The sequence below is a fragment of the Cryobacterium sp. AP27 genome, from assembly GCF_056680495.1.
This window is the reverse complement of sequence record NZ_CM155285.1, coordinates 293,225-314,880: the sequence shown is the minus strand read 5'-3', so window position 1 is coordinate 314,880 and position 21,656 is coordinate 293,225. Positions and strand designations below refer to the sequence as shown.

The 21,656-nt window shown below is 68.0% G+C and carries 20 protein-coding genes and 1 riboswitch; of the genes, 6 read left to right on the top strand and 14 right to left on the bottom strand.

The features are described from left to right. Nucleotides 1-6: 6 nt before the first annotated feature. Nucleotides 7-828, bottom strand: a complete 822-nt coding sequence (locus AC1MB9_RS01545; protein WP_479963286.1) for a DeoR/GlpR family DNA-binding transcription regulator — start codon at nucleotides 826-828, stop codon at nucleotides 7-9. Between the two features lie 84 nt (nucleotides 829-912). On the opposite strand from AC1MB9_RS01545, the gene galT reads away from it, so the two are divergent. Together galT and galK are read left to right on the top strand one after the other, a co-directional pair. Continuing rightward, complete coding sequence (gene galT, locus AC1MB9_RS01540; RefSeq protein ID WP_479963285.1) at nucleotides 913-2,082, top strand: galactose-1-phosphate uridylyltransferase; 1,170 nt, start codon at nucleotides 913-915, stop codon at nucleotides 2,080-2,082. A 1-nt stretch (nucleotide 2,083) separates the two neighbouring features. Then, entirely contained in the window at nucleotides 2,084-3,244 is a 1,161-nt protein-coding gene (gene galK / locus AC1MB9_RS01535) for a galactokinase (protein ID WP_479963284.1), read from the top strand. Between the two features lie 56 nt (nucleotides 3,245-3,300). Here galK and AC1MB9_RS01530 read toward each other — a convergent pair whose 3' ends face one another. Then, nucleotides 3,301-4,794: an HNH endonuclease signature motif containing protein gene (locus tag AC1MB9_RS01530; protein WP_479963283.1), complete on the bottom strand. Its 1,494-nt coding sequence runs from the start codon at nucleotides 4,792-4,794 to the stop codon at nucleotides 3,301-3,303. A gap of 83 nt (nucleotides 4,795-4,877) precedes the next feature. After that, on the bottom strand, nucleotides 4,878-6,155 hold the full coding sequence (locus AC1MB9_RS01525; protein ID WP_479963282.1) for an alpha-hydroxy acid oxidase: 1,278 nt from the start codon (nucleotides 6,153-6,155) through the stop codon (nucleotides 4,878-4,880). Nucleotides 6,156-6,276: 121 nt separating this feature from the next. On the opposite strand from AC1MB9_RS01525, the gene AC1MB9_RS01520 reads away from it, so the two are divergent. Then, the gene (locus tag AC1MB9_RS01520; protein ID WP_479964562.1) at nucleotides 6,277-7,914 is read left to right on the top strand and encodes a PucR family transcriptional regulator; all 1,638 of its coding nucleotides are present in this window, start codon (nucleotides 6,277-6,279) and stop codon (nucleotides 7,912-7,914) included. Nucleotides 7,915-7,919: 5 nt separating this feature from the next. On the opposite strand, the gene AC1MB9_RS01515 is transcribed toward AC1MB9_RS01520, so the two are convergent. Beyond that, nucleotides 7,920-8,816, bottom strand: a complete 897-nt coding sequence (locus AC1MB9_RS01515) for an ABC transporter substrate-binding protein (protein WP_479963281.1) — start codon at nucleotides 8,814-8,816, stop codon at nucleotides 7,920-7,922. 124 nt (nucleotides 8,817-8,940) lie between these two features. Beyond that, a complete protein-coding gene (locus AC1MB9_RS01510; protein WP_479963280.1) occupies nucleotides 8,941-9,417 on the bottom strand; it encodes a YbaK/EbsC family protein in 477 nt (158 codons plus the stop codon). A 37-nt stretch (nucleotides 9,418-9,454) separates the two neighbouring features. On the opposite strand from AC1MB9_RS01510, the gene AC1MB9_RS01505 reads away from it, so the two are divergent. Further along, entirely contained in the window at nucleotides 9,455-9,994 is a 540-nt protein-coding gene (locus AC1MB9_RS01505; protein ID WP_479963279.1) for a gamma carbonic anhydrase family protein, read from the top strand. A 72-nt stretch (nucleotides 9,995-10,066) separates the two neighbouring features. Here AC1MB9_RS01505 and AC1MB9_RS01500 read toward each other — a convergent pair whose 3' ends face one another. The 9 genes from AC1MB9_RS01500 to AC1MB9_RS01460 all read right to left on the bottom strand — a co-directional run bounded on the left by AC1MB9_RS01500 (nucleotide 10,067) and on the right by AC1MB9_RS01460 (nucleotide 20,159). Beyond that, nucleotides 10,067-10,951 carry a bifunctional methylenetetrahydrofolate dehydrogenase/methenyltetrahydrofolate cyclohydrolase gene (locus AC1MB9_RS01500; protein WP_479964561.1) on the bottom strand — a complete coding sequence of 295 codons (885 nt, stop codon included), beginning with the start codon at nucleotides 10,949-10,951 and terminating at the stop codon, nucleotides 10,067-10,069. A 123-nt stretch (nucleotides 10,952-11,074) separates the two neighbouring features. Then, the gene (gene glyA / locus AC1MB9_RS01495; protein WP_479964560.1) at nucleotides 11,075-12,349 is read right to left on the bottom strand and encodes a serine hydroxymethyltransferase; all 1,275 of its coding nucleotides are present in this window, start codon (nucleotides 12,347-12,349) and stop codon (nucleotides 11,075-11,077) included. 45 nt (nucleotides 12,350-12,394) lie between these two features. After that, nucleotides 12,395-12,483: riboswitch (ZMP/ZTP riboswitch) on the bottom strand. 39 nt (nucleotides 12,484-12,522) lie between these two features. Then, entirely contained in the window at nucleotides 12,523-12,906 is a 384-nt protein-coding gene (mnhG, locus tag AC1MB9_RS01490; protein WP_479963278.1) for a monovalent cation/H(+) antiporter subunit G, read from the bottom strand. After that, complete coding sequence (locus AC1MB9_RS01485; protein WP_479963277.1) at nucleotides 12,903-13,169, bottom strand: MrpF/PhaF family protein; 267 nt, start codon at nucleotides 13,167-13,169, stop codon at nucleotides 12,903-12,905. The genes mnhG and AC1MB9_RS01485 overlap by 4 nt, the downstream gene beginning before the upstream one ends. Next, on the bottom strand, nucleotides 13,166-13,759 hold the full coding sequence (locus tag AC1MB9_RS01480) for a Na+/H+ antiporter subunit E (protein WP_479963276.1): 594 nt from the start codon (nucleotides 13,757-13,759) through the stop codon (nucleotides 13,166-13,168). Before AC1MB9_RS01480 ends, AC1MB9_RS01485 begins: the two co-directional genes overlap by 4 nt. Beyond that, complete coding sequence (locus tag AC1MB9_RS01475; protein ID WP_479963275.1) at nucleotides 13,756-15,315, bottom strand: Na+/H+ antiporter subunit D; 1,560 nt, start codon at nucleotides 15,313-15,315, stop codon at nucleotides 13,756-13,758. The genes AC1MB9_RS01480 and AC1MB9_RS01475 overlap by 4 nt, the downstream gene beginning before the upstream one ends. Beyond that, nucleotides 15,312-15,815, bottom strand: coding sequence for a sodium:proton antiporter (locus AC1MB9_RS01470; protein ID WP_479963274.1), 504 nt, complete (start codon nucleotides 15,813-15,815; stop codon nucleotides 15,312-15,314). The genes AC1MB9_RS01475 and AC1MB9_RS01470 overlap by 4 nt, the downstream gene beginning before the upstream one ends. Further along, a complete protein-coding gene (locus AC1MB9_RS01465; RefSeq protein ID WP_479963273.1) occupies nucleotides 15,812-18,796 on the bottom strand; it encodes a Na+/H+ antiporter subunit A in 2,985 nt (994 codons plus the stop codon). The genes AC1MB9_RS01470 and AC1MB9_RS01465 overlap by 4 nt, the downstream gene beginning before the upstream one ends. Nucleotides 18,797-18,884: 88 nt before the next feature. Beyond that, nucleotides 18,885-20,159, bottom strand: coding sequence for an MFS transporter (locus tag AC1MB9_RS01460; protein WP_479963272.1), 1,275 nt, complete (start codon nucleotides 20,157-20,159; stop codon nucleotides 18,885-18,887). Nucleotides 20,160-20,343: 184 nt separating this feature from the next. Here AC1MB9_RS01460 and purU point away from each other — a divergent pair, with 184 nt between their 5' ends. Both purU and AC1MB9_RS01450 read left to right on the top strand, forming a co-directional pair. Next, nucleotides 20,344-21,234 carry a formyltetrahydrofolate deformylase gene (gene purU / locus AC1MB9_RS01455; protein ID WP_479963271.1) on the top strand — a complete coding sequence of 297 codons (891 nt, stop codon included), beginning with the start codon at nucleotides 20,344-20,346 and terminating at the stop codon, nucleotides 21,232-21,234. 57 nt (nucleotides 21,235-21,291) lie between these two features. Continuing rightward, a complete protein-coding gene (locus AC1MB9_RS01450) occupies nucleotides 21,292-21,651 on the top strand; it encodes a YrdB family protein (RefSeq protein WP_479963270.1) in 360 nt (119 codons plus the stop codon). The last annotated feature ends 5 nt before the right edge of the window (nucleotides 21,652-21,656 follow it).

Genomic DNA, 21,656 nt, shown 5'->3' with positions numbered 1-21,656 from the left:
CCTAGCCTATTCCGGCTGCAGCACCTCGAGACCGGCATCGCGCAGCGCGTCGACGGCGACCGGGTCCGCAGCGGCATCGCTGATGAGCATGTCGAAGGCGCTGACGGCCCCCACCAGACCCAGATGCACCTGGCCGAGTTTGGAGCCGTCGGCCACGACGACGGCTCGCTCCGCCGCAGCGAGCATGAGCGTCTTCACGCCCGCCTCGGGGAGATTGATATTCGTCACGCCCCGATCGACGTCGACCCCGTTGCAGCCGATGAAGGCCAGATCGGCGTGCATCTGGCTAAGCACGGTGCCGGCAAGCGGCTCCACAAGCGAGTGCTGCAACGGTCGCAGGCTACCGCCGGTGACGATGACCGTGAAGCGGGGGATGGCCGCCTCCAGCTCCAGCGCGATGCTGAGCCCATTGGTCACAATGACCACGTCCCGCAACTCGGCCCGCTCGCGCAGCGCCCGGGCAATGGCCAACGTGGTGGTGCCCACATCGAGGATCACGCTCTGCCCGTTCCGTACGAGCGAGGCGGCGAGCACCCCGATCTGTTCCTTGGGCACGACAGATGCCGCGAGCGCCTCCTCGAACGAGAACTCGCGTTCCGGGCGACCGGCCGTTCCGGCGCCGACCGCATGCGCCGGTACGGCGCCGCCGTGCACGCGTCGCGCCCACCCCGCGAGCACCAACGCGTCGAGGTCGGCGCGCGCCGTGACCCCGGACACGGTGAAGGCCTCGCGCAGTTCACTCACGCGCACGAAGCCGCGCTCTGCCAGCAGCGTCTGAATCTGCTCGCGACGCTGGTGTGCGGGAGTGGGCTCTCGGGGAACGGTCATGCCCCATCTTCGCGCACTTGTACTTTCTTTTCAATGCGAAAGCACTAGTTTCGCTTGAGCAAATCGGCTAGCGTGGAAAACGCCATGACAATCCCACACACGAGCGCGGAACGCGCAGCCACTCCCTTCGTCGCCGACGAGGCAATCGCCCGGCATCGGCACTCCCTCGCGGACGGCCGCGACCTGATCTATTTCGACGATCCCGGCACGACCCTGCCGCCCGAGCGGTCCGTGGACACGCGCCCGGCGGAAGCACGACCGGCCACCGCGCGCATGCGCCAGGATCCCCTTAGCGGAGAGTGGGTCTCCATCGCGTCGAACCGCCAGAACCGCGTGTTCCTCCCGCCGGCTCACCTCGACCCGCTCGCGCCGTCGACCCCGGAGAACCCCTCGGAGATTCCAGGCAACTACGACGTGGCCGTGTTCGAGAACAAGTCACCGTCGTTTGGCCCGTTGCTCACGGATACCGAGGCCCCCGCCGGACTCGACGACCTCGCCTCGATCGGCCTGGAGCGCAGCCGCACCTCCGTGGGTCGGTGTGAGGTCGTGTGCTTCAGCCCGGAGCACGAGGGATCCTTCGCGAGCCTCTCGGTCACCCGAGCCCGCACCGTAATCGAGGCCTGGGCCGAACGCACGCATTCCCTGTCGAACATGCGCGGAATCGAGCAGGTCTTCCCGTTTGAGAACCGCGGCGAGGAGATCGGCGTGACCCTGCGGCATCCGCACGGCCAGATCTACAGCTACCCCTACGTGACACCGCGCACGCTGCGCGTGATCGATTCCCTCGAACGCTACGGGCCCACGCTCTTCGCCGACATCCTGGCCAGTGAACAGGAATCGGAACGCGTCATCCTGCGCGGCGCGCACTGGACGGCCTTCGTGCCCTTCGCGGCGCGGTGGCCCGTCGAAGTGCACATGCTGCCCAACCGACAGTTGCCGGATTTCGCGGCGACCACCCTGGCCGAGCGCGACGAGCTCGCGGTGATCTACCGCCGCCTGCTGCGCGGGATCGACGCGATCTATTCGACACCCACCCCGTACATTGCAGCGTGGCACCAGGCCCCGGTCCACGCGCACCGGGACGAGATCCGACTCATGCTCCAGGTCACCAGTCCCCGGCGTGCCGAGGACAAACTCAAGTACCTGGCCGGGTCAGAGGCAGCCATGGGCGCCTGGATCGGCGACGTGGCCCCCGAGAACGCCGCCCGCACCATTCGCGCCGCGGTCGACCGCGCCGACGCCGAGGACGCCTGACATGCCCGATCTGCTCCGCTCCACCCGAACCGGCTTCGAGAGTCGGTTCAACCACGCGCCGGACGGCCTCTGGTCTGCCCCGGGCCGGGTTAATCTGATCGGGGAACACACCGACTACAACGACGGCTTCGTTTTTCCCTTCGCGATAGACCGCCGCACCGTGGTGGCGCTGAGCCTGCGCAGCGATCGCCTGATTCGCGTGGCCAGTTCATTCGCGGAGGAAGCCATCGAGCTCTCCCTCGACGAACTGTTCCCGGAGAACCTGCACGGCTGGTCGGCGTACCCCCTCGGCGTCGCCTGGGCGCTCGGCGGCTTCGGCGCCGATCTCACCGCCGTGTCCGGATTCGAGGTCTACATCGACTCCGACGTTCCGATCGGGGCCGGCCTGTCGTCTTCGGCTGCCATCGAGAGTGCGGTCGCTCTGGCCCTCAACGACAGCTGGCGACTCGATCTCGACCGCCCGACGCTCGCCCGCGTGGGGCAGCTCGCCGAGAACCGCGCGGTCGGTGCTCCCACCGGCATCATGGACCAGTCGGCGTCCCTGCTCGGTCAGGCGGATGCGGCGGTCTTCCTCGATTGCCGGAGCCTGCGCTCCGAGGTCATCCCCCTCGGCTTCGACGCGGCCGATCTCGAACTGGTGATAATCGACACCCATGTGAGCCATTCCCACGCCACCGGCGGGTACTCCGCCCGCCGGGCGTCCTGCGAGGCGGGCGCGGCCGCGCTCGGCAAATCGGCGCTGCGCGATGTGTCCGTGACCGACCTCGCCCACGCCGAGAAGATTCTCGACGACGAGACCTACCGCCGGGTTCGTCACATCGTCACGGAGAACGAGCGTGTGCTCGACACGGTGCGCGTGCTGCGCGAGCTGGGGCCGACCGCGATCGGCCCGCTGCTCGACGCCTCCCACGTGTCCATGCGGGACGATTTCGAAATCTCGGTACCCCAACTGGACCTCGCCGTGGTCACCGCCCGTGAGGCCGGCGCCCTGGGCGCACGCATGACCGGCGGCGGCTTCGGGGGTGCCGCCATCGCCCTCACCCCGCGCGCACTCGTCCCGTCCGTCGAGTCCGCCGTGGAGGCGGCCTTTGCCCTGAACGGCTATTCCGCGCCCACGATGTTCCTCGTGCACGCCGCCCAGGGGGCCGTGCGGGAGAGCTAGCGGTATCCGGCCGGCCCGTTGCTGACAGGGCGGCTCGTGCGACGTCGCGCTCGTCGTCAGGCGGGCGATCGCAGTGGTGACCGTGGCTTCATGGGCGACTGGCTGGCCAGCCGGATCGGCGTGCGGGTGGGGTCGGCGGCCGATGGTGGGATCAGCCCGAAGTCCATTCCGGTATCGGTGACGATGCGAGTGATCTGCCACCCGTCGTTGTGCAGTCGGAGGTGGTCGCGGGCGCAGAGCAGGATGCCGTCATCGAGGTCGGTGCGACCGCCGTCGGCGTCCCAGCCGTTGATGTGGTGGGCTTCACAGTGGCTGGGTGGTCGGTGGCAGTCCGGCCACCGGCACCCACCGTCGCGGAGTGCGAGGGCCGCGCGTTGCGCCGTTGTGAAGAGTCGTTGTTCGCGCCCGACGTCGAGCACGGTGCCGTCCCGCCTGAACAGGACGGGCGTGAAGCCGGCGTTGCATATCGACCGGTCGATCGTGGTCGTCGGGATCGCGCCCGGGGTCCCTTCGATGAACCCGTCTGTCAGAACCAGGTGGCCCGAGGCGCCACGCAGGGGTGTCGGTGCCGGAGCATCTGTCGCAGTGACAACGAGCTTCACCGAGGGGCGAATACGGCCGAACAGGGTGCCGGGGTCGGCGGCCGCGGCGACCTTGATCACCTCGATCAGTGCTTCCGCGGCGATCTGGTCCGTGGAGCGGGGGTCGTCGATGATGCGTTGCGCCCGTTCCTTCTCGCCCTTCTCCACGAAACGCGGTCCGCCGGTGCGGGGACCGGTGATCTGCAGCAGGAAGTCTTTGAAGTAGGCTCCGTTTTCCGGGTCCAATTCGAAGGTGCCGTGCAGCATGCCGTCGGGCTTGTCCCACACCCGCAGGTACTGGCGGGCGCGCATCGCGTCGGCGCGCGAGGCGACACCCGCGGCATCAATCGAGTCCCGGCACTGCCGGGCCGCTCTTGCGGCCTGGTCCGCGTGCCCGGTGTGGCACTGGGCGATGAGGGCGATGACCGCGTCGGTGAGCATCGCCTCCGATACCCCGATCGCCGGTTCGCCGAGGCCCCGGCGGATGGCCGTCGCCGATTCGGTGCTGAGCGTTCCGTCGGTGACCGCGGTGCCCAGCGGCGCGAACCACGGCATGTGCACGTCCACCGGCGGCGCGTCCGGGTGTTCAGCAGTGTGAGCCTCGGCCTGCTTCTCGCGTTCCCGAGCGGTTTCGGCTTCGGCGGCCATGGTGCCGGCCTCGATCAGCCGACGGGCATCCGCCTTCGTGCCCCCGCCGCCACCGCCCAGGGACTGCACGTAGTCCTCGGGACTGGGGTAACCCTTCTTCCGGGCGAGGCCCTCGCGGCCGAGCTGCCAGTCGGAGCGGGCGGCGACGTTCGCCGCCGACAGCGCGAGGTACGTGGCGACCTCGCGGGAGAGCCGGGCAACGGCCCGGTGGGTGTTCTCCGACTCATCGTCGGAGAGCTCCGCGAACGACGCCGCGGATATACCCGACCGGGCCAGGGACCCGGTCAGATCAACGAAAACACCGTCAATGGTGGATGTCATAAATAAAGTCTGACAGTAGCCACCGACACTGAGTCGGGGCCGCGCGTGGCCTCGAACTCGTGACCAGTGGCTCGGGGCGTCGGTCAGACCGCCTCGCGCAGCGCCTCGGATTCTGCCGCCCGTGCCTCGGGCGCCGCCGCGTGCAGGTCGCGCACGATCCCGGCGCCGCGCTGCTGCAATTCGGCGATCGAGGACACGCCCACGAGGGTCATCGTGCGACGCAGCTCCTCGCCCAGGATTTCGATCACCCGGCTCACCCCCGGCGAACCGGCGGCGGCGAGCCCGTAAAGGTAAGGCCGCCCGATCGAGCAGGCATCCGCGCCGAGCGCGAGTGCCTTGACGATGTCGCTGCCCCGCCGGATCCCGGAGTCGACGATCAGCTCGAGGCCGTCACCGACCCGCTGGCGCGATTCCTCGAGCACGTCCATCGGGCTGAGCATGTGGTCGAGCTGGCGCCCGCCGTGGTTACTCAGCTGCACCGCATCGAGGCCGATGTCCTGCGCACGGGCCACGTCGTCGGGGTTGACGCACCCCTTGAGGATGATCTTGCCCGGCCACATCTCACGCAGCGTTTCGAGGTCGGCCCAGCCGCGGCTGGCGTCGGAGTGCCCCAGGACCTGCTGCCACACCGAGGGGGTCACGAGCTCCGCATCCGTTCCGGCCGGATCCAGGTTGGGGAAGCGGATGCCATCGGCGCGCAGAAAATTCATCCACCAGCCCGGCCGCGTCGCAATCCCCAGCAGCGAGGAGAGCGTGAGCGCGGGCGGCGCCGTGAAGCCGTTCTTCTGGTCGCGCTCCCGCGAGCCGAGGGCACGGGTGTCAACGCCGACCAGAAGCGCCCGATACCCCGCGGCCGAGCAGCGGTCGAGCTTCGTCTGCTGGTATCCCCTATCCGAGGAGAGACCGATATTGAACCACCGGTCGAGTCCGGGCGATCCGGCGGCAACGCTCTCCATGGATACCGTGCTCAGTCCCGCCAGGCCGTACGGCACGCCGGCCGCCGCGGCAGCCCGGGCCACGGCCAGTTCGCCTTCGGGGTGGAACAAGCGCGTCGCACCGGTCGGGGTGAGTGTCAGGGGCAGGGCGCTGACCCGACCGAGCACGGTGGTCGTGGTGTCCGGCCCCGTCACGGGACCCCACTGCGGCATGAGGCCCCAGCGGTCGAAAGAATCCCGATTGCGACGCAGCGTCACCTCATCTTCCGAACCGCCGTCCAGGTAGTCGAAGATTCCCGGCGGCAGGGCGCGTTTCGCGGCGGTGCGGTATTCGGCCACGTTGTAGGCGGATGCCAGCACCCGGCGGGACCGGGACAGCACCGGCGTCTGCACCTGAACGAGCTGCCTTACCTCACGAAGTTTCACGAAACGCCTTTCTGTGGTGCCCGGTCCCCGGTTGCGGGGGCCCAGGCCCTGCCGTCCAGCCTAGAATCACTCGACGGCACACACTATGTCTGCCTCGACGAAAATGATGGATCGGATTGTGATGAACTACCAAAAGGAGCCGGAACCGGGGACCGTCGGCCTGCCTCTGTTGGCCGAGGTCTGCCGCTCGTTCGGGCCCGACATTCTCAGCCTCGTCGAGCATTCCGCCGATGAGGGCACGCCCGTCGCGGGCTGTGTGCTCTACGACGGGTTCGCGCCCCCGGCAGCGTTTCCCGGCGCCATCGCCCTGGCGGTGGGACTCGACCTCGCCGATGAGCAGCTGCCGGAACGGCTGCGGGACCTCGCGGGCGCCGGGTACCTCGGCCTCGTCTACAAGCAGCACGGTCGCCCGGACGCCGCGTTGCGCAGCATGGCGCGCGCGAGCGGGGTGGCGCTGCTGCGCGCCTCCGACGCGGTGCCATGGGACCAGCTCACCGAGATCCTCGCGGCCGCCGTGATCCCCCATGGAGAGTCGGCGCGCACCCTCGTCGACATTCCCCCGGGCGACCTGTTCGCGCTGGCGAACACGGTCGCGTCTCTGACCGGGGGCGCCGTGGCCATCGCTGACCCGGACCAGACCGTGTTGGCATACTCAACCCTGCCCGGTCAGCCCATCGACGACACCCGGCGCAATTCCATCCTGCAGCTGCACGTGCCGCACTCTCCACAGAATGATGCGGACTACCGGCGCGTGCACGCCGCGAGGGACGTGGTCAGTGTCGCTCCCGGTCCGCAGTCACTCACCCGATCGGCGGCGGCGATCCGAGCCGGCACGATGGTCCTCGGGTCGCTCTGGCTGATCGACGCCCTGGACGACCACGGCCCCCAGACCGCCCGCCTCCTGCTCGAAGCGGCCAACGTGGCGGCCCTGCACCTGTTGCACCGGCGCACCCACGCGGCATCCGGGCGGGATCGCCAGATCAGCCTGGTGCGGCCGCTCCTGTTCGAACCGGATCGCGCCGAGCTGTCTGCCGCGCAGCTGGGCCTCGCGTGCGAGTCGGTGCGGATCGTGGCGCTCACCGCCGGCGGACCGACCGGTTCCGCCCCCGACACGCTGCAGGCCAGTTTGCTCGTCTTCGACACCGTGCGCACGGCGTGCGCCGTGTGGCTGCCGACGGCGGTCTGTGGCCTAGCCGACAACGTGGTGTACATCGTGCTGCCGCAGTCCGAGACGGCCTCCTTCACCTTTCAGCGTGAGGCTATCCTCCGCATCACCCACCACGCCCGCCGGCTGCATGGTCGGCCTGTCCTCGCCGGGTTCGGCCGAACCACGCCGATCGGTGCCGTTCCGGAGTCGCGAGCCGATGCCGAGGCGGTTCTCGCCGCGCTCCTACGCGACGTTGAGGAGGGACGGGTGCGCGTCGACTCGGACGACATCGTCGCCGACCAGCAGTCCCTCGGACCGAGGCTGCAGTTGCGCCAGATCTGCAAGGACCTGCGCGCCGCCGGGCACCTGCCCGGCGCTGACGCGACCCGGATCAGCGATCACGATTCTCGCAGGAAGACCGCGTTCGCGGAGACGATCCGCACCTATTTGGACTGCGACTCGAATGCGATCGAGACGGCTAGGCGGCTCGGTCTGCACGCCAACACGGTGCGGTACCGATTGTCGAGGGTCGAACCGTTGTTCGGTGTTCGTCTCGACGACCCCGACAGCCGCCTTCATCTCTGGTTGCAGCTCTGGGCGCAGGGCAACTAGCGGGATCAGCCCTGGGCCGCGGCGTTGATCGTGATCGTGTCGAGTCCGCCGGCCGCGACGCCCCAGTTGTCGAGGATCGCCTGGTAGCTGCCGTCGTCGACCAAGGACTGCAGTGCCGCCTGCACCGCCTCGGCCATTCCGGAGTCCTTGGCCACGGCGAACCCGTACGGGGCGACCTCAAAGCTCGTGCCGGCCAGCTGCAGCCGACCTTCGAGCTGGTCGATCGCGTAGAGGGTCACCGGCGAATCGGCGCTGAAGGCCACGGCCTGACCGAGCACCACTGCGTTCGCGGCGGTGTCCTGAGTGTCGTACGGCTTCTTGTCAATCGGCGGCAGGCCGGCGGCGACGCAGGCCGCGCTCTTCGCCGGGATTTCCACCGTGTCCTGGTACGTGGTGGCCTGCACGGCAACCGTGAGTCCGCAGGCGTTGTCGGGAACGACATCCGTTCCCGCCGCGGAGGCCCACTGAATCCCGGCCTCGTAGTAGTTGATGAAGTCGACCTGTTTCTCACGCTCCACGTTGTCGGTGAAGCTGGACGCCCCCACGTCGATGCTGCCGCCCTTGATACCCGGGATGATCGACTCGAAGTTGGCGACGGTGAAGTCGGCGGTGAGGCCCAGCTTGGCGGCAACGGCATCGGAGAGGTCGATGGTCCAACCGATGGGCGTTCCGGCATCGTTCTTGTATTCGTTGGGCGCATAGTTGGGGCTCGTCCCGAAGACGAGGCTTCCCGAGGCGCCCACACCGTCGGGCAGCAGTGCAACGGCGGCGGAATCCGCTTCAATCGTCCCGGCCGAACCGCTCGTGGCCGTGCTGGCCGGTGCCGTCGAGTTGTCGACGCACCCGGAGAGCACGAGGACGGCCGCAGCCGCAAGGACCGGAATGGTGAATCGAACGCGCATAGGAGCTTCCTTCGTCAACGGCGGAACTGTGCCTTAGAGCGAGCCTAGGTTTCCCGCAGCACCGCTGCTATGGATTTTTCCACTAAGGCAAGCGGCCGGTCTTGTGAGAATATGCCAAGCACGCTCAGGGTTCGACCGGGACGGCTTCGCCTCCGGTGAGCGTGAGGAGCTCGGCAAACGTCGTGGGGAACACGGTGTGCGCATGTCCGGCCGCCGCCCAGACCACGTCGAACGCGGCAAGGTCTTGATCGACGAGGGTGCGCAGCGGCGACGGATGCCCGACCGGGGCGACCCCGCCGATCACCTGGCCGGTGGCCGCCTTCACCAGCTCCTTCGACGCGCGGCCGATGCTGCCGCCGAGTCGCTCGCCGAGGAACAGGGTATCCACCCGGTGCGCTCCCGAGGTGAGCACGAGCAGCGGCTCGCCGTCGAGGGTGAAGATCAGGGAATTGGCGATCGCCCCGACCGGGATGCCGAGGGCCGCCGCGGCCGCCACCGCGGTCGACGCCGCCTCGTCGAACCAACGGATCTCCGGGTCGACCCCATGCTCGTGGAGCGCGACGCGCACCCGGTCCACGGCGGGATGCTCGGTATTGACCATGATGCCAGCCTAGGCTGCCGACGCTAGGCTGACGCCTATGACTGCCGATCCCGCCGCACGAATCATCCCCCTGCCCGAAGTTCCCGCGCCTCGCGTGGCCGAATCCGCGTTTGTGGCCCCGGGCGCCGTGCTCGTCGGCAACGTCACCCTCGAGGAGAACGCGAGCGTCTGGTACAACTCGGTGCTGCGCGCCGAACAGGAGCCGATCACGATCGGGCCGAACTCGAACCTTCAGGACAATGTTTCCTGCCACGTCGACGCGGGTTATCCACTCACCGTCGGTCGAAACGTGTCGGTGGGGCACGGCGCCGTGCTGCACGGGTGCACGCTCGAGGACGGCGTGCTCGTGGGCATGTCGGCCACCGTGATGAACGGCGCCGTCATCGGCGCCGGATCCCTGGTCGCCGGCGGCGCGGTCGTGCTCGAGGCCGCGATCATTCCGCCCGGATCTCTCGTGGCGGGCGTGCCGGCGAAGGTGCGCCGCGCCTTGACCGAGGAGGAGATCGCCGGGCTGCTGCACAACGCCGAGGCGTACCTGCGGCACACGGAGCTGCACCGGGCGGCCCTCACCCGGTAACCGCATGCCCGCGCCCGACATGGGTGGCCGGTTACCGAAGCGACCACCCATTTCGGGGGCGGTGGGGTTCCGCTAGGAGAGCAGTGTCTCCTCGGCGGCCTTGACGACGTTGCTCAGCAGCATCGCGCGCGTCATCGGCCCCACTCCACGAGGGTTCGGCGACAGGTGCCCGGCGACACTGGCCACACCCGGGTGCACATCTCCGGTCAACCGGCCCTTGCCCGTGACCTCGTCCTGCACCCGCGTGATTCCGACGTCGAGCACGGCGGCTCCCGGCTTGACCCAGTCCGCCTGGATCAGGTGCGGAACACCCACGGCGGCCACGACGATGTCCGCCCGGCGAACCTCGCCGGCCAGGTCGACCGTGCGCGAATGCGTGAGCGTCACGGTGGCGTCGAGCCCCTTGCGGGTGAAGAGGAGGCCGAGCGGGCGACCGACCGTGAGACCGCGTCCCACGACGACGACCTTCTTGCCCACGATGGGTACATCGTAGCGGCGCAGCAGTTCCACAATCCCGGCGGGTGTGCAGGGCAGCGGGGAACGCAGCTCGCCCTCGATGCCGAGCACCAGGCGACCCAGGTTGGTGGGGTGCAGTCCGTCGGCGTCCTTCGACGGGTCGATGAGCTCGAGCATGGCGTTCTCGTTGTGACCGACGGGCAGGGGCAACTGGATGATGTAGCCGGTCACCTCGCGGCTGGCGTTGAGGTCCTTGATCGCCGCGCGCACATCCGCCGACGTCGCCGAACCGGGCAGGTCGATGCGCAAGGATTCGATGCCGACCTCCGCGCAGTCGCGGTGTTTGCCGGCCACGTACGTTTCGGAGCCGGGGTCGTTGCCGACGAGCAGGGTCGCGAGACCCGGTACCACGCCGTGCGATCGCAGCACGGAAATTCGTTCGACAAGCTCTGATTTGATCTGTGACGCGGTTTTGACCCCGTCGAGGGTGATGGCGACCATCTGGGTTCCTTTGTTCATGTGCACATGGTCACGACGACCCGAGCGGAGATTCCGAGCAATTTCGGGCAGCGGATGTCCGCCGTCCCGCCCCCGGGATCTCCGCCGGCGTGCGGCGGGGTGCGGCTACTGCTGGAGGCCGGAGTACAGCGGGAAGGCCTGCGTGAGCGTAGCCACGCGGGCGCGCAGTGCTGCCTTGTCGGCGCCGGGCTTGAGGGCCTCGGCGATGACGTCGGCGACCTCGGTGAACTCCGCGTCGCCGAAGCCGCGCGTGGCCAGGGCGGGGGTGCCGATGCGCAGCCCGCTCGTAACCATCGGCGGGCGCGGGTCGAACGGAACCGCGTTGCGGTTCACGGTGATGCCCACCTCGTGCAGCGCATCTTCGGCCTGCTGGCCGTTGATCTCCGAGTTGCGCAGGTCGGCGAGCACGAGGTGCACGTCGGTGCCTCCCGTGAGAACGTCGACCCCGTGCGCGCGGGTGTCGTCCGCCATCAGGCGGGCGGCGAGGATGCTGGCACCGCGCAGGGTGCGCTCCTGACGTTCCTTGAACTCCGGCTCGGCGGCAAGCTTGAATGCGGTGGCCTTTGCGGCGATCACGTGCATGAGCGGTCCGCCCTGCTGGCCGGGGAACACATTGGAGTTGAGCTTCTTGGCCAGGGCCATGTCGCGGGAGAGGATGAAGCCCGAGCGCGGTCCGGCGAGCGTCTTGTGCACGGTGCTGGAGACCACGTCGGCGTACGGCACGGGCGAGGGGTGCAGGCCAGCGGCGACAAGGCCGGCGAAGTGAGCCATGTCGACCCAGAGCAGCGCGCCGACCTCGTCGGCGATGGCACGGAACGCTTCGAAGTCGAGGTGGCGCGGGTAGGCGGACCAGCCGGCGATGATGACCTTGGGCTTGTGCTCGAGCGCGGCGTCACGTACCGAGTCCATGTCGACGCGGAACGTCTCCTTGTCGACGCCGTACGCAACCGGGTTGTACAACTTGCCGGAGAAGTTGAGCTTCATGCCGTGGGTGAGGTGACCACCGTGTGCGAGCTCGAGGCCGAGGATGGTGTCGCCGGGAGTGGCAATGGCACTCAGCACGGCGGCGTTGGCCGTGGCACCGGAGTGCGGCTGAACGTTGGCGTATGCGGCGCCGAAGAGGCTCTTGGCGCGGTCGATGGCCAGCTGCTCGGCGACATCGACGTACTCGCAGCCGCCGTAGTAGCGGCGTCCGGGGTATCCCTCGGCGTACTTGTTCGTGAGCACGGAGCCCTGCGACTGCAGCACGGAACGAGGCACGAAGTTCTCGCTGGCGATCATCTCGAGGTAGTCGCGCTGGCGACCGAGTTCCTGCTCGAGTACGGCGGCGATTTCCGGGTCAACGACCTCGAGGGGCTCGTTGAACGTGGACGCCAGCACGTTTGAAGAGGTGGATTCAGGCACGGAGTTCTCCTTAATAAGTGGATGTGCGGCCCAGGCGTGCGGCCACTAACCGTGTCAGTCGCTCCCCGATGGTGACCCATCTTCGTGCTACGCCAGTTGCGACAAGCCGAGCATATCAGCACCGCCCGCGAATGGCACCGGGTTGCCGTTCAGTCCGGCGGCGGCTGCCGGACGATGGCGGCTCCCGGGCTGCCGGGTGCTCCGCGGCCCGCGAGCTCATCCACGATCAACAGGTCAGGGCGCAGGTGCTCCGTGCCGTAGGCGGCCCGTCCCACGAGATGGGCGGCCATCGGCGCGGTGAGCGCCTGGAAGAGCACAATGGCCACGATGAGCGTGACCGTTCCCACGTTGAAGTTGTTGACCGCGACGTCGGTCGTGATCGCCATCAGACCGAAAATTTGCGGTTTCGTGGAGGCGTGGATGCGGCTGAAGACGTCGGGAAAGCGCAGCAGCCCGACCCCGGCCGCGAAACACATGAGCGCCCCGGCCAGCACGAGAACGGCGGTCAGCACGTCGTGAAAAGTGTCGCTCATGTGCTGTCCCTCCCCGGAAGGAACCGGGCGACGCTGAGCGAGCCGAGCACGGCGAACAGGGCAAGCACCAGGAGCACGGGAAGGTTGTCGGTGTGGCGGTTGAGCGCCATTTCGGCGCCGAGCGCGCAGATCACGGTCGCCACGAGCACGTCCGACGCGATGACCCGATCGAGTACCGACGGTCCCCGCACGATGCGGTACACGGCGAGCAGGCCGCCGAGGGCGAACAGGATTCCGGCGATGATCGCCACCGTCTGCATCATGAGGCATGTCCCTTCGTTGTGGCCGAGGCATCCGTAGCCAGCGGGATGACCCCGCGCAGGCGATCGAGGTCCTGGCGTGACCCGACGGCACGAATGATGCGTCGTTCGGTCTCGAGCACCGTCCGGCGGAATCGTTCGAGGCCGGCCGCGCTGTGCACGTTGAGCACGTGCAGGTAGAGGGTCGAGTGCTCACGATCGATGTCGACCACGATGGATCCGGGCACAATCGACGTGGAGACGGCGGTCCAGGTGAGAATCAGGTCGCTGCGGCTGCGCAGGTGCACGGCCAGAATGGCGTTGCTGGTGACGAGGCGTGGGGACAATGCGAGCCCGGCCACCTGCACGGATGCGCGCACAATGTCGATGATCAGGCGCACGACGTACGAGAACACGAACCAGGGGTTCAGGCGGTTGCTCAGCTGCACCGGAACCAGGTAGAACGACACGGACACCAGAACCGCAACGCCCGTGCCGGTGACGAAGTTGAGCCAGGAAAACGAACCCCAGAGCAGCATCCACAGCACAATGAGGCCGGCGATCGCGGGCAGCTGGTTGGCGACGCTGACGAGGCGGCCCTTGCGTGGCGTCATGGTGTTCCGTTCGGGAAGACCGCGTTGATGTACGTCGACGGGTCGGTGATGTTCCCCGCGGCGCGCACGCTGACGTCGAACAGCGGGCCCGCAAACACGGTGAGACTCAGGGTCAGCAGCAACATGGCCGTGGTCGTGCCGACCATGAGCGGTGACACGGTCTTCTTCAGCACCGTACCCTCATCCTCCGGATCTTCCTGCAGCGCGGCGAGGGTGGCGGAGGAGTAGGCGAGAACGTCTTTCCGTGGTCGCCAGAACGCCATGTTCCAGGTGCGAGCGAATGCATACAGGGTGAGCAACGATGTCGCGGCACCGGCCGCGATGACGACCCAGATGATCGCGCCGCCCTCCTGCACCCCGGCCTGGAACAACGCGACCTTGCCGAGAAAACCGGAGAACGGCGGGATCCCGCCGAGGTTGATGGCGCCGACAAAGAACAGCACCGCCACAAACGGCGCCGACTTCAGCAGCCCGCCGAGCCGGGACAGCGACGTTGTCCCGCCGACCCGCTCGATCAGTCCCGCGCACAGGAACAACGTCGTCTGCACCGTGATGTGGTGCACCACATAGAAGATTGTCGCCGCGATGGCGAGGGGCGTGCCGATCGCGATACCGAACAGCATGTAGCCGATGTGGCTCACGAGTGTGAAGGAGAGCAGCCGCTTGATATCGGCCTGTGCGAGTGCCCCGAGAATCCCGACGACCATCGTGAGGCCGGCCAACACCATCAGCAGCATCGAGAACGGCTGATCCGGGAAGAGCAGCGTCTGGGTGCGCAGGATGGCGTAGATGCCCACCTTGGTGAGCAGCCCGGCAAACACCGCCGTCACCGGGGCCGGGGCGGTGGGATAGGAGTCCGGCAACCAGAACGACAGGGGGAAAACGGCCGCCTTCACGCTGAAGGCCAACAGCAGAAGCAACCCGAGAATGAGCTGCACGTCGCCGGGCAGGTTCGGCAGCCGTTCGGCGATGAGCGCCAGGGTCACCGTGCCCGTTGCCCCGTAGATCAGCGCGATCGAGCTCAGGAACAGCAGGGACGACACCAGACTCACCACGATGTACGTGACGCCGGCGCGGATGCGTGCTCCGGTGCCCCCGAGGGTCAGCAGGACGTAGCTTGCCGAGAGCAGCATCTCGAATCCCACGTACATGTTGAACAGGTCCCCCGCGATGAACGCGTTGAACAGACCGGCCGACAACACGAGATACGTGGGGTGGAAGATCGACACGGGTGTCTCGGTATGCCCATCGAGCAGCCCCTGGCCCACGGCAAACAGCAGCACACCGAGCAGCATCAACGCCGACACGAGCAGCATGATCGCGGAAAGCCGGTCGACGACGAGCACAATGCCCCAGGGCGCGTTCCAACCGCCGACGTGCACGACCGCGGGGCCCTCGGTGTCCACCAGCACGAGCAGGATGGCGCTGATCGCGGCGACGGCCACGAGAGCCACCACGCTCACCACAATCTGAGGTTCGCGGCGCTTGCCGAGCCCGAGGGCAATGGCCGCGCCGAGCAGCGGGAGCGCCACGATCAGGGGCACGAGCACGTTCATCGGGTCTCCCCCTCGGTGGATGGGGGAACGACGGTCGGCACAGGCGCACCCGAATCGTCGGTGCCGCGCTCGAACTCGTCGAGCGACTCCTGCACGGCATCCTCATCATCCGCGGATGACCGCAGCGCGGCCTCGCTCGTGGCCGGCACGTCGCCCACATGCTCGTCGCCGAGGTTGTCACCCTCGTCGCCGAGGCGGGCAAGCCACCACGAGCGATAGATGAGGGCGAGCAGCAGCGCGGTGATCCCGAAGTTGATGACAATGGCCGTGAGCATGAGCACCTGGGGAACCGGGTCTGCCATCGATTCGTCGAGGCTTGTGCCCGTGACGATGGGGGCGTTTCCCGGGCGGCCGCTCATGATGAACATCAGCAGGTTCGTCGCGTTTCCCGCCAGCAGGAATCCGATCAGCACCCGGGTGAGGCTGCGTTCCAGCATCACGTACACGCCGGAGGCGTACATGAGCGCCATCAGTACGACGAGGGTCAGGGAAGCATTCATGGTCGCCCCTCCCCTGTCGTCGTCACGGGCGCGGTATCCGTTGTCGTCTCACTGGCGACGAGGCCCGAACCGGGAACGGATGTCTGCAGCTCCGGTCCGAGGTCATCGACCTCGCTCTGCCGGTCGACCTCGCTGCCGAGGCTGCGGAGAATATCGTAGACAAGTCCGATCACCACGAGGTAGACGCCGATGTCGAAGAGGGTGGACGTGCCGAACGACAGTGCCCCGAGCACGGGAACCTCGGCCGTGACGTAGGCAGATTCAAGCGGAATACCGCCGAAGAAGAGCGAGACGATGCTCATTCCCGCGGCCAGGATGATGCCGAGGCCGAGGATTTTTCCGGGGTCGATCGGGGCGGCCTCGCCGAGCTCGTAGCGTCCCCCCGCGATGTAGCGCATCACGAGCGCCAGGCCGGCGATGAGCCCCCCGGCGAATCCTCCGCCCGGCTCGTTGTGCCCCGCGAAGAGCAGGTACAGGGAGACGATGATCGCCGGGTGGAACAGTAGGCGCACGAGCACTTCGATCAGGATCGAGCGGTGCTGGGCGGGGATCTTGCGCCCGGCGACCAGGAACGCCTGCCGTGTGACCGCGTGGCTGTCTCCCGGAACCTCGGGGTCGGCGACGACCTGGCGCCGGTTCCGACCGAGCCGCAACCAGCGGGAATCGGCGAGCCGGGGCACCTCCGCATTGCGGCCGGAGACGAACAAGAGGCTGGCCACACCGGTGGCCACGACGATGAGCACCGCGATTTCGCCCATGGTGTCCCACGCCCGGATGTCCACGAGCATCACGTTCACAATGTTGTGGCCGTGGCCTTCTTCCACGGCCAGGCGTGGGAGCTCGAGGGCGATGCTCGGATCCTGCCGTGCACCGAGCGCGACCACGCCGATCGTGCCCATCACGACCCCCACGAGCGCGCCGATGAGTGCCCGGCGTTTGTGATGCCGGGCCCGGTTGTGCTGGGCGATCTGGGTGGGGAGTCGGCGAAGCACGAGCACGAAGATCACCAGGGTGATCGTTTCCACGAGCGCCTGGGTGAGCGCGAGGTCGGGGGCGCCGTGGAACGCGAAGAGCGCCACGAGGCCGAAGCCGGTCACCCCGGCCAGCAGGACCGCGGTCATCCGCTGCCCCACCCGCGCGGCCATCACGGCGGCGATACCCATGATGAGGGCGATGAGCACCTGTCCCGGGTAGTCCCAGAGCACAATCCCGCCGGGCCAGCTGCGGTTCACCGCGGCTGCGAAGCCGAGGGCGAGAACGAACACGGCGAGGATCGTTCCCAGGTATTGCGGCAGTCCCCCGCGCTGCCCCAGGTAGGTCAGTCGGGCCGCGGCACGGTCGACGGCGCGCACCGTGGTGCCGTAGCCGCGGCCGGCGTCGATCCACGGCGGCACGGCGGCCTGCAGTCGGGCCACGCGTCGGCGCCAGCGGAACAGCGCCACACCCAGAGCCAGCACCACGGCGCTCAGCAGCAACGCGGGTTCGAGGCCGTGCCAGAGCGCAAGGTGATATCCCTCGCTCGAGCTGCCGGCACCGGGAACCGTGTTGGCGTATGGCGCGAGCAGGGGGTCGAGGGTGGACGCGAACAGGCCGAGGGCCACGGTCGCCACGGTGAGTACGGCCGGGGCCAGCAGGGTGTCCCACGGGCTCGGCTCGAGCACGGTCGTTTTCACGGTGGGGCGGGTTCCGAATGCGCCCCAGAAGAAGCGGATGCTGTAAGCCACGGTCAGCACGGACCCGACCGCGGTGCCGACGAGCGCGATCCACCCCCACACGTTGCCGCCGACACCCGCGTCGAGGAGCGAGGTGAACACGGCCTCCTTCGCCACGTAGCCGAACAGCGGGGGGATGCCGGACATGGAGGCCACCGCGACGAGCGCGATGAGCGCGAGGACGGGACTGCTGCGTCCCACGCCGGAGAGTCCTCGCCAGTCGCGCGTGCCCGCGCGATGGTCGATCACGCCCACGACGAGGAACAGGGTCGCCTTGTACAGCGCGTGGGCGAGGAGCAGCGCGGCCCCGGCGAGGGCGGTGTCGCGGGTGTTGAAGCCGACGGCGATCATGAGGAAACCGAGCTGACTCACGGTGCCGTAGGCCAGCAGCAGCTTCAGGTCGTACTGGCGCAGCGATCGCCACGCGCCCACGAGCATGGTCCACACGCCGAGGGTCACGAGAACGGGCAGCCATCCGTCGCTCTCCGCGTATCCCGGGGCGAGCCGGGCCACGATGTAAATCCCGGCCTTGACCATCGCGGCGGCATGCAGGTACGCGCTCACCGGCGTGGGCGCCGCCATGGCCGCGGGCAACCAGAAATGGAACGGCACGAGTGCCGACTTGGACAGCGCACCGACGAGGATCAGCAGCACCCCCCAGGTTCCGAGCGGCCCGGTGACCGGTTCGGCCACGATCACCGCGAGGGACGTGGTGCCGGCGCCGACCGAGATCATGATGACACCCACGAGCATGACGAGCCCGCCGAACGTGGTCACCAGCAGTGCCTGCAGCGCGGCACCTCGGCTCTCCCGTTTGCTCGTGTAGTGCCCGATCAGCAGGTAGGAGAGCACGCTCGTGATCTCCCAGAACATGAACATCACGAGCAGGTCGTCGGCGGTGACGAGGCCGTACATGGTGCCGGCGAAGGCGAGCAGCAGGGCGGCGAACCGGCCGAGTCCCGGCTCGTCGGGAGAGAAGTAGCGAGCGCAGTAGATCAGCACGAGGGCGCCGATACCCGTAACGACGAGGGCCAGCAGCCAGGCGAGCGTGTCAACGCGGAAGGAGAGGCTGATGCCCAGGGCCGGAATCCACGGCATGCTCTGGGCGACGGACCCGCCCGCCGTGACGACGGACGTTTGGGTGAGCGTGTAGGCGAAGGCAGCGGCCGGGAGCAGTGCAATCACGTAGAACACGCGAGTGCCGAGCAGCCGGGTGAGCCGCGGTGTCAGCACAGATAAAACAAGGAAGACGAGCAGGAAAGTCGCCACGCGGCCTCCAGTCTCGTCCAGGGGGGCTGAGGTCTCATTCTAACAGCGCGGAACGGATGTCTTCGGGGCCCGCCGCCCCGAAGCGGGGTCAGGCGCGGTTACGGGAAAGGCGGTCGGTCACGACGACGAGCACGAGGGACAACCCGAGCAGGGCCACATAAACCCACGGGATGACGTTCATGCCCACGCTGTCGAGCAGCAACGCCCCGAGCAACGCCCCACCGCCGATTCCGGCGTTGAATGCGGTGGTGTAGAAGGCACTCGCGGTGTCGCGGATGCGCGACGAGGCGGTGTGCAGCATCCTGGTCTGCAGCAGCGGCGGCAGTGTGCCGAACGCCAGGCCCCAGAGCATGAACGCGGCAATGGCGATCGGCATGGTCACCGCGGTTCCGGGCAGGAGGAGCACGGCAAGCACGGCGACCGAGGCGGCGGCCGCCGTGAGTCCCATCACGAGGCCCAACTGCGGCCGGGGGCCGAAGACCGTGCCCACGAGCAGCAGGCCCACCGCGCCGGCGATGCCGAACGCGAAGAGCATGGCGGGAACATCGGCCACGGTGACGCCCAGCCCCCCGGTGAGGAACGGGGTGACGTAGGTGTAGAAGGTGTAGTGCCCCACCATCGTGAGCGCGGTGATGGCGCAGATCAGGGCGACGGCGGCCGTCGTCGGGTCGCGTCGAGCCTTCGGCGCCTCGGATGCCGGGGCACCCTTCTGCGGCCGCGGGTGCCGCCCCGCGTGGTGCGTCACCCGGGGCACGAACCGCCAGACGAGGAACGCGCCGACGAGCATCAGCACGGCGAGCAGAACGAATGTGGTTCGCCAGCCGAGCAGGTGCCCGGTCATGGTGGCCACGGGCACGCCGAAGATGAAGGCAAGCGTTCCACCGGAAACGGTGATCGACACGGCCCGGCCGATTTGTTCCCTGGGCACAAGGTGCCCGGCGTAGGCTCCGACGACGGACCAGAAGATTCCGTGCGCCATACCGCCGAGCACACGGGACATGACGACGAACTCGTAGCTGGGCGCGATGGCCGTGAGCACGTTGCTGATCGCGAAGATCACGAGCACGGCCACGAGCAGGGTATGGCGGGGGAACCGGCGGGTGAGGTGCGCGAGGCCGGTGCTGGTGGCCACCACGGTGAACGCGAACCAGCTCACGAGCAGCCCGATCTGCGACGGATCGACGGCGAGCGTCGCACTCATTTCGGGCAGCAGCCCGACGGGCATCATCTCGGAGGTGATCGAGAGAAAGACGGCGGCGCCGAGCACGATCAGCCCCACCCACGGGAAGGGCTGGCCCAGCGGGATCACACCGGTGGGCGGTTCCTCGGCACGTTGAACGGGGATGGAAGCGGTAATTGACATAGGAGCGCAATCGACAAGCGGCGGGACTGCTGGTCATGGGCAGTGATATCACTGCGACGGGTGACGAGAGAGCAGAACGGCTGCGCGCCGACGTGCGCGCCCGGGGCCGCGAGTGTGAACGCGACCATTCCCAAGGCTAGCCGACGTGTCGTCACGGGGCCAGTCCCGCCGGTAATCTGGTCGGATGACTTCTTCCCTCCTGCCGGAGCACGCCGATCACCACACCCCCGCCAATCACTGGGTGATCACCCTCGTCTGCGCGGACCAGCCGGGAATTGTGCACGCGGTCAGCGGCGCCATCGTGGAGGCCCACGGCAACATCGTGGAAAGCCAGCAGTTCTCGAGCGACGACACCGGCCGATTCTTCATGCGCCTGCAGGTCGAGTCTCCCGCCGAGCGCGCCGACTTCGATGCGGCCCTCGCTCCGGTGATTTCGCGCTACGCCATGGCATCCGTCATCGATGTCGTCGGTCGCCCCCTACGCACCCTCGTGCTGGCGTCCTCGGCCGCGCACTGCGTGAACGACCTGCTCTTTCGCCAGCGCGGCGGCCAGATCCCGGTGGAGATTCCCCTCGTTCTCAGCAACCACGGCACACTGCGCGACCTCGCGGGCTTCTATGGTGTGCCGTTCGAATCCCGGCCCATCACTGATGCCGCCAGCAAGGCCGCGTTCGAGGCCCGCGTCATCGAGGCGGTCGACGAGCTCGACATTGAACTGGTCGTGCTCGCCCGGTACATGCAGATCCTTTCTCCCAAACTCTGCGAGCAGCTGGCCGGCCGGGCGATCAACATTCACCACTCGTTCCTGCCCGGTTTCAAAGGCGCCAACCCCTACCGGCAGGCGCACGCGCGCGGCGTGAAGCTCATTGGCGCGACCGCGCACTTCGTGACCGGAGACCTCGACGAGGGTCCGATCATCGAGCAGAACGTGGTGCGCGTGGACCATTCCCGCACGCCGTCCGAGCTGGTCGCCATCGGTCAGGACGAGGAGAGTCGCACGCTCACGCAGGCGGTCAAATGGTTCGCGGAGAACCGCGTGCTGCTGGACGGCGCCCGAACAATCATCTTCAAGTAGGCCTTCGGGCGCCGTTCGCGGCGGCGATGCGGCGGGGCCGATCGGTAGAATGGCGAGGTGTCAGAATCTCGCGCGCAGCCGCCCATCGGTCCCAACGACATGCTCCGCTTCGTGCTGGAGCTCTTCACGTTCATCAGCCTGGGCATCTGGGGTTTTCTGGCCTGGCCGTTGCCCTGGCCCGGTGTGCTCGTGGGTATCGCCGCGCCGGCCTTCGCGATTCTCGTCTGGGCGTTGTTCCGCTCCCCCAAGGCCGTCTTCAGGCTCGACCCGTTCGGCAAGGCCTTCGTGGAGATCTGCGTCTTCGGCGCCGCCGCCATCGCCTGGTGGGATCTGGGCCAGCCGGTGATCACGGTGGTCTTCGCCGCTGTTGCGACGGTGAGCGGCATCATCTCCGGCCGCAAGGAACTCGCCGGCTAGTTCTC

Bases quoted from the DNA above. Each gene is read 5' to 3' on its own strand.
- AC1MB9_RS01545 (WP_479963286.1), bottom strand. From the start codon at position 828: ATGACCGTTCCCCGAGAGCCCACTCCCGCACACCAGCGTCGCGAGCAG.
- galT (WP_479963285.1), top strand. From the start codon at position 913: ATGACAATCCCACACACGAGCGCGGAACGCGCAGCCACTCCCTTCGTC.
- galK (WP_479963284.1), top strand. From the start codon at position 2,084: ATGCCCGATCTGCTCCGCTCCACCCGAACCGGCTTCGAGAGTCGGTTC.
- AC1MB9_RS01530 (WP_479963283.1), bottom strand. From the start codon at position 4,794: ATGACATCCACCATTGACGGTGTTTTCGTTGATCTGACCGGGTCCCTG.
- AC1MB9_RS01520 (WP_479964562.1), top strand. From the start codon at position 6,277: ATGAACTACCAAAAGGAGCCGGAACCGGGGACCGTCGGCCTGCCTCTG.
- AC1MB9_RS01515 (WP_479963281.1), bottom strand. From the start codon at position 8,816: ATGCGCGTTCGATTCACCATTCCGGTCCTTGCGGCTGCGGCCGTCCTC.
- AC1MB9_RS01510 (WP_479963280.1), bottom strand. From the start codon at position 9,417: ATGGTCAATACCGAGCATCCCGCCGTGGACCGGGTGCGCGTCGCGCTC.
- AC1MB9_RS01505 (WP_479963279.1), top strand. From the start codon at position 9,455: ATGACTGCCGATCCCGCCGCACGAATCATCCCCCTGCCCGAAGTTCCC.
- AC1MB9_RS01500 (WP_479964561.1), bottom strand. From the start codon at position 10,951: ATGGTCGCCATCACCCTCGACGGGGTCAAAACCGCGTCACAGATCAAA.
- mnhG (WP_479963278.1), bottom strand. From the start codon at position 12,906: ATGAGCGACACTTTTCACGACGTGCTGACCGCCGTTCTCGTGCTGGCC.
- AC1MB9_RS01485 (WP_479963277.1), bottom strand. From the start codon at position 13,169: ATGATGCAGACGGTGGCGATCATCGCCGGAATCCTGTTCGCCCTCGGC.
- AC1MB9_RS01480 (WP_479963276.1), bottom strand. From the start codon at position 13,759: ATGACGCCACGCAAGGGCCGCCTCGTCAGCGTCGCCAACCAGCTGCCC.
- AC1MB9_RS01475 (WP_479963275.1), bottom strand. From the start codon at position 15,315: ATGAACGTGCTCGTGCCCCTGATCGTGGCGCTCCCGCTGCTCGGCGCG.
- AC1MB9_RS01470 (WP_479963274.1), bottom strand. From the start codon at position 15,815: ATGAATGCTTCCCTGACCCTCGTCGTACTGATGGCGCTCATGTACGCC.
- AC1MB9_RS01460 (WP_479963272.1), bottom strand. From the start codon at position 20,159: ATGTCAATTACCGCTTCCATCCCCGTTCAACGTGCCGAGGAACCGCCC.
- purU (WP_479963271.1), top strand. From the start codon at position 20,344: ATGACTTCTTCCCTCCTGCCGGAGCACGCCGATCACCACACCCCCGCC.